The organism is Streptomyces sp. NBC_01497, assembly GCF_036250695.1.
Taxonomy (GTDB): Bacteria; Actinomycetota; Actinomycetes; order Streptomycetales; family Streptomycetaceae; genus Streptomyces.
The window spans coordinates 2149034-2161271 of record NZ_CP109427.1; the positions used below are offsets into that span (position 1 = coordinate 2149034).

Sequence of the window (12238 nt, forward strand, 5' to 3'; positions counted from 1 at the left end):
CCGCGCCGGGCCGCGCCGCGCCCGGAACCGGAAGGGGCCGGGCGGCCGGGCGGCGCCGGGTCCCGGACGGTCCTCCGGGGCCGCCTCGACGCGAGCCCGGGCCGTGCTCATCGGGGCGCCGGAGACACCCCCGGACGCGGTGAACGGTGAACTACCCGTGCGAGGGCACTACATTGACGGATGCACAGAGCGGTCCTGGCTGGTCAGGGGGCAGGGTGAGTATGGATTCCGACGGCACGCACGACCCACGGGGCACACGCGCCACACCCGTGCCGCATCCCGCCGCGCCTCCCCCACCCCTCCCGTCCGGACCGCCACCCGCCCTGACCAGCCCTCCTCCGGCCGGGTACGGGCCCGCCGCCCCCTCCCCCGCGGGGCCCGCCGACCCGTACGGCAAGCCCGCCGTCCCGCCCGCTCCGGGATACGCCCCGACCACGGGGCCGACCCTGCGCGACTGGCTCCACACGCCACGGCGCACGGACGGGCCCGGGACGTGGACGTACGGGCACCGGCCGCGACCGGCGGTGGAGCCGGAACTGACGCCGGTGCGGCAGCTGGCGGTGGGGGCGGCCATCTCACTCCTGGCCGGCGTGCTGCTCTGGTCGCTGTTGTGGAACCGCTATCTGGGGGGATTCTGGGTGTGGCCGCTGGCCGCGCTCACACCCGACTCATGGTTCTCGGACAAGTCGTCGAGCACAGCCGAACTGCTGGCGTACCTGTACTACGCGCTCGTGATCGCCATCCTCGTGGTGGTCTTCGGCCGCCTGGGCCGCTGGCCCGAGTTGCTGCGCCGGGTCTTCGGCGGCCGGCCCGCGCCGCGCGGCGAGGAGGCGCCCGCCGAGACGGCGCCCGCGCCCGAGGCGGATCCCGCCGAGTGGCCGGAGCTGCGTGCCGCCGGGCAGGGGGAGATCGCCGGGCGGCTCGCCGCCGAGGTGCGCGAGGGCCGGATGAACGACGTCGACTTCACCCGGATCAGCCGGGCGTGGAGTTCCGTGCGTGTCGATCCGCGCCGCCTCGCGGCGTTCGCGCAGACCGTGCGGCAGGACGGCGCGGCGGCCTGTGTCCATCCCTCGGGCGGCCGGGATCTGCCCATAAGGGCGGCCCGGCACGACCTGCTGGCCCGTCAGGTGCGGCTCGGCACCGTGCAGGACGGCGAGCGCAACCCGTACGGCAGGCGCGGCACGGGGCTCGCGCTGGATCCGGGGCTGCTCGGCACCTCGCTGCTGGCGGTGGGGCCGCCGGGCGCCGGCAAGACGCGGGCCCTGGTGCGCCCGGTGGTCGAGTCGCTGGCGCTCCAGGCGCTGGCCGGGCAGGCGGCGGTCGTCGCGGTGTGCGCGGCGGGGACGCAGCTCGGTCCTGACGAGGCGTACGACGTCGTGGTGCGGATCGGCGATCCGCAGTCGGTCTACGACCTCGACCTGTACGGCGGGAGCGGCGATCCGGACGAGGCCGCGGCGGTGCTCGCGGAGGGCCTGGTCGGCGATCTGGCCGACACGGACAGCAGGCGGGCGGCGACGGCACTCGCGCAGCTCCTCGGACCGTTCCGGGCCGCGCACGGCCGTCTGCCGACGGTGCCGGAACTGCGCGAGCTCCTCGACGGGACGCCCGAGGCGCTCGAAGCGCTGCGCGGCGCCCTCGATGCGGGCGGCCACCGGTCCATGCGCCGCGAACTCGACGCGCGTGAACGCCAGGCGTCGGCGCCCGGCGACCCCGGCCGGGCGCTCGCGGACCGGGTCGCGCTGCTCGACCGGCCCGCGTTCGCGGAGTTCTTCGACACGACGGGCAGGACGCGCCCGTTCTCCCTGCGGACGCTGGAGCATCCGCTGCGGGTCCGCATCGACCTGCCGGAGCGTGGCCACGGCGAGGCGTCGCGGGTGCTCGCGCGGCTGCTGCTCGCGCAGTTCACGGCGAACGCGGCGGTCCGCACGGACCACTCGCTGTTCGCCTGCCTGGTCCTGGACGACGCCACGCGCACGCTCACCGCGGAGACGCTGCGCGGGGTGCAGCGGCTGCGGTCGGTGAACGCGGGCGCCGTGCTGACGCTGCGGACCCTGGACGACGTGCCGGAGTCCCTGCACGCGGGGCTGCTCGGCGCGGTGGGCTGCCGGATGGCGTTCGCCGGGATCACGACGTGGGACGGCAAGCGGTTCGCCGAGGCCTGGGGCACGGAGTGGGTGGAGAGCAAGGTGGTCACGCAGCGCACGGTCTTCGCCGACCAGCCGCTGACCCGCGCCATCCACTCGTTCCGGAAGCTGGTCACCGGGAAGGCCGTGACGACCGACGCGGTGACCGTGCGTCAGGTCGAGCGCGAGCGCTGGTCGGCGTCGGACCTCGCGCACACCGTGCCCGCCGGGCACGCGGTGCTCTCCCTGCGCACGGTCGCGGGCGACCACGCGCCGCCGCTGCTGGTGGACCTGCGGGGCTGAGCCCGGCACGGTTCGGACGGCTCGCGACGGGCCGCCGGGGGACCTGCGGGCCGCACACCGACAGCTGATGGCCCGGCGAACGGGTGGGCCCGGGGAACCGGGCCCGGTGGGCCCCGCAGGCCCGGCGGAGGGCGGCTGACCGCCCTCCGCCGTACTCCCCGCGAGTGACCGGAGCGGTCAGCCGAAGTACGAGTCGAAGGTGCCGGCGAACGTGTTCCCCCCGAACACGTCCCAGTTCACCGACCACGCCATCAGTCCACGCAGGTCAGGCCGGCTGGCGCTGGGCGTGTAGCTGCCGCAGTCCGTCTTCTTCGTCAGGCAGTTCAGGGTCTGGGTGACGGCCGTCGGATCGATGTAGCCGCCGCCCGCGTTCACCGAGGCGGGCAGGCCGATCGCCACCTGGTCGGGCCGCAGGGACGGGAACATCCGTGACGTGTCGCCCGCCACCGGGAACCCGGTGAGCAGCATGTCCGTCATCGCGATCGGGAAGTCGGCGCCGCCCATGGTGTGGTACTGGTTGTCGAGCCCCATGATCGGGCCGGAGTTGTACTCCTGGACCGTGAGCAGCGTGAGGTCGTCGCGGAGCGCGTAGATCACCGGCAGGTACGCGCCGGCGCGCGGGTCCTGTGCGCCGGAGGCGCCGGGCCCGTAGAACTGGTAGCCCAGCTGGACGAAGAACGTCTCCGGCGCCATCGTCAGGGTGAATCCGCTGCCGTACGTGGCCTTCAGTGTCTTCAGCGCCGAGATCAGGTTGACGATCGCCGGGGTGGTGGGGGCCCGGAAGTCCGAGTCGCCCGGGTCCAGGGAGAGCGAGTCGTTCTCGAAGTCGATGTCGACGCCGTCGAGTCCGTAGGTGTCGATGATGTCCGAGACGGACGCGACGAAGGCGTCCCGGGCGGCGGTGGTGGTGAGCTGCACTTTTCCGTTGGCGCCGCCGATCGAGACGAGCACCTTCTTGCCCTGTGCCTGCTTCGCCTTGACGGCCGCTTTGAAGGCGTCGGCGGATTCGACGTTCGGGCATTCGGTGGTGGGGCAGAGGCTGAAGTCGATCTGTCCCGAAGTGGGTGAGGTGGGTTCGGCGAAGGCCAGGTCGATGACGTCCCACGAGTCGGGGACGTCCCCGAGCGGGATGTAGCCGGAGCCGTTGGCGAAGCTGGCGTGCACGTAGCCGACGAGCGCGTGCGCCGGCAGCGCCGCCGACGCGGCTGTCGCGGCGGGGGTCGCGGCCGGAGCCGCGTTCGCCGTCTGCGACGCCGCCATCAGGCCGCCCGTCGTGAGCACGGCGGTGGCGAACGCCGCCACGAGGCGGGTGTAGGGGGAGCGTCGCTTGCTGGGTTCCACGGGTGCCTCCGGTGGGGGGAGTCGAGGAGGGGCGAGGAGAAGGGGTGGGGGGAAGACGTGGGGAAACGGGCGGGGTGGGCCTGGGCGGGGAGGGGGCAGTACGCAGTGCGCCCCGCACGGGCACGGGCCCCTGGGGTCACGTCTCCGTGCACATGCCATCCATGACACGGTCCCGACAAGATGGTCCAGACCAATCTCCTTGTCAAGACTCCCCGTTCGTCCAGTCCTCTCCCCCGCGCTCCCCGTCGGCGGACCCCGGCCGCGCGCACCCGCCGCCGGGCGGCCTGCCCCCCGCCGCCTCCACCAGGCCCGCCACGGCCTCGTGCATCGCCAGTTCCAGCACGGCCGGGTCGGTCAGCACCCCCGAGCCGTCCGGGGCCACCAGCCACCGCATGCCCACCGCGCGCCGCCCCGGGTAGGGCACGACGATCCAGGTGCCGCGCCCCGCGCCGCGCACGCCCGTGCCGAGCCAGCGGGCGACCGTGCCCGGCGGCACGAAGAAACCCGTCCGCTCCTCCCCTGAGTCGGCGAGCACCGGTCCCGGGCGCTCCACCAGCCCGCTCAGCACGTCGAGCGTGGGCCTGCCGAGTGCGGCCGGCAGGATCAGCACGTCCCACCGGCGTCCGGCCGGCAGCAGTGCCACCCCCGCCGGGTTGCGCTCCCACTCCCACCGGCATGTCTGCGGGTCGGGCGCCGCCGCCGCGAGCCACTCCACCGCGCTCCGCGCCCCCGAGGTCCCGCCCGAGTCAGCCATCCGCACCGTCTCCCCTTCGTGCTCGGTACAGGCGCCGCGCGTACGCGGCACCGGACATCGCGTCCCCAGGGGAGAGCGCCGTCCGGCCGGGTTATGACGCGGGTTCGGCCGCGGATGACGGACGATCATGGTGATCTGGATCACGTCACCACGCACGGGTCGGCGGGGTCGACGGACCGACGCCGCCTGCGGGCGCACGGGCCCGGGCGGTGGGGCGGGCCCGGCAGGACCGGCACCCGTACCGGCACCCGCACCGCACCCGCTCAGCTGTCGAAGCCCAGGCCGAGCCGGTCCATGGCGCGCAGCCACAGGTTGCGCCGGCCCCCGGCCGCGTCGGCCCGCGCCAGCGACCACTTCGTCAGGCCGATCCCGGCCCAGGCCACCGGCTCCGGCGGGAACGGCAGGGGCTTGCGCCGCACCATCTCCAGCTCCGTGCGCTCACTGGACTGGCCGGACAACAGGTCGAGCATGACGTCGGCACCGAACCGGGTCGCCCCGACGCCCAGCCCGGTGAAGCCCGCCGCGTAGGTGACGCGGCCCTCGTGCGCGGTGCCGTAGAAGGCCGCGAACCGCGTGCAGGTGTCGATGGCGCCGCCCCAGGCGTGGCTGAAGCGGACGTCTTCGAGCTGCGGGAAGCAGCGGAAGAAGTGCGTGGCGAGCTTGAGGTACGTCGCGGGGCGCTGGTCCCGGTCCGCGTCGAGCCGCCCGCCGAAGGGGTAGATGGCGTCGTAACCGCCCCACAGGACACGGTTGTCGGCGGTGAGGCGGAAGTAGTGGAACTGGTTGGCGCTGTCGCCGAGGCCCTGCCGGTTCGTCCAGCCGACCGAGGCCAGCTGGGCGGCGGTCAGCGGCTCGGTCGTCAGCGCGTAGTCGTAGACGGGGACGGTGTACGGGCGTACGCGCCGCAGCAGGGAGGGGAAGACGTTGGTGCCGAGGGCGACCTGCCGGGCGAGGATCCGGCCCTGCGGGGTGCGCACGGCCATGCCCGGGCCGGACCGGGTGAGCGTGCGGCCGGGCGTGTTCTCGTAGACACGGACGCCGAGGCCGAGGCAGGCCCGCTTGAGGCCCCAGGCCAGCGCGGCCGGGTTGACGAGGGCGACGCCCTCCCGGTCGAGGAGGCCGCCGAGGAAGGTGGGCGAATCGACCTCGGCGCGTACGGCGTCCTGGTCGAGTACCTCAAGACCCGTGAGGCCCGCCCGCTCGGCCTCCTCCTTGAGTGCGGACAGCTCGGCGAGCTGATGGGGTGCGGTGGCGACGTCGATCTCACCGGTGCGTTCGAAGGCGCAGTCGATGCCGTAGCGCTCGACGGCGTCGCCGATCGCGTCGAGGTTGCGTGCGCCGAGTTCCTCCAGGGCGCGCAGTTCGCCGGGCCAGCGGGCCAGGCCGTTGGGCAGGCCGTGGGTGAGGGAGGCGGCGCAGAAGCCGCCGTTGCGGCCGGAGGCGGCCCAGGCCACCTCCCGGCCCTCGATGACGACGACGTCGCGCCCCGGGTCGCGTTCCTTGGCGTTCAGCGCGGTCCACAGGCCGCTGTAACCGCCGCCGACGACGAGCAGGTCGCAGCGTTCCTCGCCGGTGAGGGCGGGCAGCGCGGCAGGCCTGCCCGGGTCGTCGAGCCAGTACGGGGCGGGCCGCACGTGCGCGAGGGACGACGAGGCGAGGGCGGTGGCCGCGCGTGCGGCCGGGACGGTGTCCATGGCTCCTGGGGCCATGACTAACAACTCCTTCGGGCCCCGCTGGACGGGGCCCAGCTGTGCGGGCTGCGGGCATCCGGCCCCGTGGTCAGGACGCGGCCGCGGCCTTGGACCGCCGGTTGCTGACGGCCTGGCCCGCGACGACGACCGTTACGGCAATGACGAACATCGCCGTGCCGATGACATTGATCTGCACCGGCGTGCCGCGCTGCGCCGATCCCCAGACGAACATGGGGAAGGTCACCGTGGAGCCGGCGTTGAAGTTGGTGATGATGAAGTCGTCGAACGACAGCGCGAACGACAGCAGCGCTCCCGCGACGATCCCGGGTGCAGCGATCGGCAGTGTGACGCGCACGAAGGTCGCCGCGGGTCCCGCGTACAGGTCGCGCGCCGCCTCCTCCAGCCGCGGGTCCATGGACATGACGCGTGCCTTCACGGCGACGACGACGAAGCTCAGGCAGAACATGATGTGGGCGATGAGGATCGTCCAGAAGCCGAGCTGTGCGCCGAGGTTGAGGAAGAGGGTGAGCAGCGACGCGGCCATGACGACCTCGGGCATGGCCATCGGCAGGAAGATCAGCGAGTTCACCGGGCCGCGGCCGTGGAAGCGGTAGCGGACCAGCGCGAAGGCGATCATGGTGCCGAGGACGGTGGCGCCGATCGTCGCGTAGACGGCGATCTGCAGGGACAGCCCCAGCGAGCTGCACAGCCCCGCGGCCCCGCACGGCGACTTCCACGCGTCGAGCGAGAAGTGGTTCCACGTGTAGTTGAAGCGGCCGGTGGGCTTGTTGAAGGAGAACACCATCACGACGACGTTCGGCAGGATCAGGTAGGCGAGCGTGATCAGGCCGGCGATCACCACCAGGTGCTGCCGTATCCAGCGCAGTGCCCTCGGAGTCGGGTTCATCAGAGCAGTTCCTCCGTCCCTGCCCGGCGGATGTAGTAGCTGACCACGAACAGCACGACCGCCATGAGGATGAACGACAGCGCGGCCGCGGCCGGATAGTCGAGCACGGTGAGGAACTGCGACTGGATGACGCTGCCGATCATCTTCGTGTCGGCGGACCCGAGCAGCTGCGCGTTGACGTAGTCGCCGCTGGACGGGATGAACGTGAGCAGGGTGCCGGAGACGACGCCGGGCAGCGACATCGGGAAGGTCACCTTGCGGAAGGTGGTCCAGGGGGTGGCGTACAGGTCGCCCGCGGCCTCGTGCAGCCGCTGGTCGATCCGCTCCAGCGAGGTGTAGAGCGGCAGGATCATGAAGGGCAGGAAGTTGTAGGTGAGCCCGGTGACGACGGCGAGCGGGGTGGCGAGGACCCGGTCGCCGCTGGTCCAGCCCAGCGCGTTCGTCAGGTCCAGGATGTGCGCCGAGTTGAGGAAGCCGACGACCGGCCCCCCGTCGGCGAGGATCGTCTTCCAGGCCAGCGTGCGGATCAGGAAGCTGGTGAAGAACGGCGCGATGACGAGGACCAGCAGGACGTTGCGGTAGCGCCCGGCCCGGAAGGCGATGAGGTACGCGAGCGGGTAGCCGACGACCAGGCACAGCAGCGTGGCGACGGCCGCGTACAGCAGCGAGCGCAGGAACTGCGGGTAGTACTGCTGGAGCACGTCCCAGTACGTCTGCACGTGCCAGGTGACCTGGAAGCCGCTCTCCAGCGACCCGGTCTGCACGGACGTGGACGCCTGGTAGATCAGCGGGACGACGAAGAAGATGATCAGCCAGAGGATGCCGGGCAGCAGCAGCCAGTACGGGACGAGCCGCTTGCGGCGCGGCACCCGGCGCGCCTTCGGTTCCCCGGTGACGGGTGCGGCGGCGGGCGGCGCGGTGGCGGCCGTCATGACGCCTCCCCCTCGCCGGCGGAGATGTCCTGGTCCGCGCCGAGCCCGAAGGTGTGTCCCGGGTTCCAGTGCAGGACCACCTCGGCGCCGGGCACGAGGCGGCCGTCGCGCTCGATGTTCTGTGCGTACACGGCCAGTTCGGGGCAGGCGGGGCTGTCGACGACGTACTGGGTGGAGACGCCGATGAAGCTGGTGCCGACGATCCGGCCGACGACCCGGTTGCGGCCCGGGGGGACGGTGCCCGCGTCGTCGGCGTGGGTGAGGGTGATCTTCTCGGGGCGTATGCCGACGAGGACCTTTCCCCCGTTCGCCGTGGGGGCCGTGCACCGGGCGGCGGGCAGGGTGAGTTCGCACCCGCCGCTGCCGGAGACGGTGAGGTTCTCGCCGTCGGTGCGGAGGATCTCCGTCTCGATGAGGTTGGAGGTGCCGAGGAAGTTCGCGACGAACGTCGTACGCGGGTTCTCGTAGAGATCGCCGGGGCTGCCGAGCTGTTCCACGCGGCCCGCGTTCATCACCGCGATGGTGTCGGCCATCGTCATGGCCTCCTCCTGGTCGTGGGTGACGTGGATGAAGGTGACGCCCACCTCCGTCTGGATGCGCTTGAGTTCGAGCTGCATCTGGCGGCGCAGTTTGAGGTCGAGCGCGCCGAGCGGCTCGTCGAGGAGGAGCACCTGAGGGCGGTTGATCAGGGCGCGGGCGACCGCGACGCGCTGCTGCTGGCCGCCGGAGAGCTGTTGCGGCTTGCGGCGCGCGTAGTCGCCGAGCTGGACGAGGTCGAGCATCTCGCCGACCTGCCTCCCCACGGACCTGATACCGCGGCGGCGCAGTCCGAAGGCGACGTTCTCGAAGATGTCGAGGTGCGGGAAGAGCGCGTAGCTCTGGAAGACGGTGTTCACGGGCCTCTTGTGCGGAGGCAGATCGGTGACGTCCTCCTCGCCGAGGAAGACGGTGCCGGTGGTCGGGTCCTCCAGGCCGGCGATCATCCGCAGGGTGGTGGTCTTCCCGCAGCCGGACGCGCCGAGCAGCGCGAAGAACGTCCCCTGGGGCACGGTGAGATCGAGCGGCTGGACGGCTTGGAACGAGCCGTACTTCTTGCTGATCCCGGCGAGGCGGACGTCGCCGCCGGCCGGGCCGGTGGATGCGGTCTCTGTCATCGGTAGCAGTCCCGGAAGCTAGAGGGGTGTGACGGGGCGCGGGGCGGTGGCCCTCCCGCGGTGGCGGTCGGGCGGCCTTCGCGCGGCGGCGGGGCCGGGGCGGGTGTCCCCGCGCGGCGGCGGGGGCGTCGTGGGCCCGCGCCGGGCGGGTCAGGCGCCGATGAGCAGGGAGAACTTCTGCTCCAGGGCGGTGTCCTCCTTGTTGCTCAGTGAGCGGAAGGAGTGCGAGGCGGCCTGCATCTTCTCGTCGGGGATGATCAGCACGTTGTTCGCCGCGTCCTTGTCCAGCTTGGCGAGTTCGGGCTTCACGTGGTCGCAGGGGCACACGTAGTTGATGTACGCGGCGAGCTTGGCCGCGGCGGGCGGCTCGTAGTAGTAGTCCATCAGCCGCTCGGCGTTGGCCCGGTGCCTGGAGCGCGCGGGCACCATCATGTTGTCGCTGGAGATCATGTAACCGGCTTCGGGGATGGCGTACTTGATGTCCGGGTTCTCCGACTGGAGCTGGACGATGTCGCCGGCCCAGGCGACGCAGGCCGCGATGTCGCCCTTGTCGAGGTCCGAGGTGTAGTCGTTGCCCGCGAAGCGGCGGATCTGGTGGGAGTCCACGCCCTTTTGCAGCCGGGCCACCGCGGCGTCGTAGTCGTCCGTGGTGAAGGTCTCCGGCGCCTTGCCCATGTCGAGCAGCGTCATGCCGATGGTGTCGCGCATCTCGGTGAGGAAGGCCACCCGGCCCTTCAGCTTCGGGTCGTCGAGGAGCTGCGAGACGGAGTCGACCTTCCGGCCGCCGGTGGCCTTGCTGTTGTACGCGATGACGGTGGGGATGCCCGCCCACGGGTAGGAGTGGGCGCGGCCCGGGTCCCAGTCGGGGGTGCGGAACTGGCCGATGAGGTTCGCGTACGCGTGCGGCATCAGGGACGCGTCGAGGGTCTGTGCCCAGCCGAGGCCGATGATGCGGCCGACGAGCCAGTCGGTGAGCACGATGATGTCACGGCCGATGTCCTGCCCCGCGGCGAGTTGCGGCTGGATCTTGCCGAAGAACTCGTTGTTGTCGTTGATGTCGGTGTTGTACGTGACCTTGATGCCGGTGCGCCGGGTGAACGCCTCCAGCGTCGGGAAGTGCTTCCCGTCGTCGGTGACGTCCATGTACTCGGTCCAGTTGGAGAAGACGACCTTCTTCTCCGCTGCCGAGTAGTCGGGGTCGCCGCCGCCCTTGGTGTCCTTCTTGGCGGCCGGGATGCCACAGCCGGTGAGGGCCGCGAAACCGCCGAAGGTCAGCGCGCCGACGCCGCCCGCGCGCAGCAGGGAGCGACGGGTGAGAGCGCCCCTGCCGGTGGTGAGGTGCCGCTGTATCGCCGCGAGCTGGACGGCTGAGAGGCCCTCCGGTTCGTCGTGTGCCATGGGCTTCGCCCTCTCGGGTATGTGTGTCACGTCCGGTCCCCGAAGATCGTGCGGTGCCAGTCCTTGCGTGCCACCGCGGTGTTGTCGTACATGACGTGTTTGACCTGGGTGTACTCCTCGAAGGAGTACATCGACATGTCCTTGCCGTAGCCGCTTCGCCCATAGCCGCCGTGGGGCATCTCGCTGATGATCGGGATGTGGTCGTTGACCCAGACGCAGCCGGCCTTGATCTCCCGGGTGGCGCGGCCGGTGCGGTAGACGTCGCGGCTCCAGGCGGAGGCGGCGAGGCCGTAGGGGGTGTCGTTGGCCAGCGCGATGCCCTCGTCGTCGGTGTCGAAGGGCACGGCGACGAGGACGGGGCCGAAGATCTCGCTCTGGACGGCCTCGCTGTCCTGCGCGGCGTCGGCGATCAGCGTGGGCCGGTAGTACGCGCCGCCGGCGAGCGCGCCGCCGGGGGCCTCGCCCCCGGTGACGACCCGGGCGTACGCGCGGGCGCGGTCGACGAAGCCGGCGACCCGGTCGCGCTGGGCGTGCGAGACGAGCGGACCGAGGTCGGTGCCGTCGGCGAACGGGTCCCCGGGGCGCACGGTCTCCATCAGGTCGGCGACCGCGGCGACGAAGGCCTCGTACAGGGGGCGCTGGACGTAGGCGCGGGTGGCGGCGGTGCAGTCCTGGCCCGTGTTGATGAGGGCGCCCGCGACGGCGCCGTGCACGGCGGCCTCCAGGTCGGCGTCGTCGAAGACGACGAACGGCGCTTTGCCGCCGAGTTCGAGGTGGAGGCGGGTGACGGTGGCGGTCGCGATCTCGGCGACGCGGGTACCGACGGCGGTGGAGCCGGTGAAGGACGTCATGGCCACGTCGGGGTGGCCGACGAGGTGCTCGCCCGCGTCCCGGCCCGCACCGCAGACGATGTTGATCACACCGTCGGGGATCCCCGCCTGCTGGGCGGCCTCCGCGAACATCAGCGAGGTGAGGGGGGTGATCTCGGCGGGCTTGAGCACGACGGTGTTGCCCGCGGCGATCGCGGGGAGGATCTTCCACGCGGCCATCTGGAGCGGGTAGTTCCAGGGCGCGATGGAGCCGACGACGCCGATGGGCTCCCTGCGTACGTACGAGGTGTGATCGGCGCTGTACTCGCCGGCCGAGGTGCCCTGCAGGTGGCGTGCGGCGCCCGCGAAGAAGGCGGCGTTGTCGATCGTGCCCGGCACGTCGAAGCCGGCGGACAGTTTCAGCGGCTTGCCGCACTGGAGGGACTCGGCCTGCGCGAAGTCGTCCGCCTGCGCCGCGAGTACGGTGGCGAGGCGGTGCAGCGCGTCGGACCGCTCGCCCGGGGTGGCCCCCGACCAGCCGGGGTAGGCGGCGAGGGCGGCGGCGACCGCGTCGTCCACGTCGTTCGTCGAGGCGAGTTCGTAGCGGAACACCGTCTCGCCCGTGGCCGGATCCACCACGTCCTGCGTCCGCCCCGAGGTGCCGGGCACGAGACGCCCGTCGATGAACTGCGCTCCGTCCGCGAAGCGCTTCTCTGCCTGGAAGCGGTCACTCATGACGTTCTCCGTTGTCCCAGCTGCAATTGAGTGACGATCCTGGCAGAGCATCGCCTATGCAACAAGGGATTCCGTTGTTTCCATTTGGTTA

8 protein-coding genes and 1 pseudogene are annotated in these 12238 nt (G+C 72.0%); 1 reads left to right on the top strand and 8 read right to left on the bottom strand.

Going from position 1 to position 12238, the window contains the following annotated elements:
• Positions 1-221: 221 nt before the first annotated feature.
• On the top strand, positions 222-2426 hold the full coding sequence (locus OG310_RS09040; RefSeq protein ID WP_329460087.1) for an ATP-binding protein: 2205 nt from the start codon (positions 222-224) through the stop codon (positions 2424-2426).
• Between the two features lie 177 nt (positions 2427-2603).
• Here OG310_RS09040 and OG310_RS09045 read toward each other — a convergent pair.
• The 8 genes and pseudogenes from OG310_RS09045 to OG310_RS09080 all read right to left on the bottom strand — a co-directional run.
• Positions 2604-3626, bottom strand: a pseudogene (locus OG310_RS09045) (chitinase); the annotation flags it as partial.
• A gap of 343 nt (positions 3627-3969) precedes the next feature.
• Positions 3970-4521: a hypothetical protein gene (locus OG310_RS09050; RefSeq protein WP_329455368.1), complete on the bottom strand. Its 552-nt coding sequence runs from the start codon at positions 4519-4521 to the stop codon at positions 3970-3972.
• Between the two features lie 263 nt (positions 4522-4784).
• The gene (locus OG310_RS09055) at positions 4785-6230 is read right to left on the bottom strand and encodes an NAD(P)/FAD-dependent oxidoreductase (protein ID WP_329455369.1); all 1446 of its coding nucleotides are present in this window, start codon (positions 6228-6230) and stop codon (positions 4785-4787) included.
• A 70-nt stretch (positions 6231-6300) separates the two neighbouring features.
• Positions 6301-7119: an ABC transporter permease gene (locus tag OG310_RS09060; RefSeq protein WP_329455370.1), complete on the bottom strand. Its 819-nt coding sequence runs from the start codon at positions 7117-7119 to the stop codon at positions 6301-6303.
• Positions 7119-8051, bottom strand: coding sequence for an ABC transporter permease (locus OG310_RS09065; protein WP_329455371.1), 933 nt, complete (start codon positions 8049-8051; stop codon positions 7119-7121). Before OG310_RS09065 ends, OG310_RS09060 begins: the two co-directional genes overlap by 1 nt.
• Entirely contained in the window at positions 8048-9205 is a 1158-nt protein-coding gene (locus tag OG310_RS09070; protein ID WP_329455372.1) for an ABC transporter ATP-binding protein, read from the bottom strand. Before OG310_RS09070 ends, OG310_RS09065 begins: the two co-directional genes overlap by 4 nt.
• Positions 9206-9355: 150 nt before the next feature.
• Positions 9356-10603 (bottom strand): polyamine ABC transporter substrate-binding protein, encoded by a 1248-nt coding sequence (locus tag OG310_RS09075; protein ID WP_329455373.1) that lies wholly within the window; start codon positions 10601-10603, stop codon positions 9356-9358.
• Positions 10604-10629: 26 nt separating this feature from the next.
• Positions 10630-12147: a gamma-aminobutyraldehyde dehydrogenase gene (locus OG310_RS09080; protein WP_329455374.1), complete on the bottom strand. Its 1518-nt coding sequence runs from the start codon at positions 12145-12147 to the stop codon at positions 10630-10632.
• Positions 12148-12238: the final 91 nt, after the last annotated feature.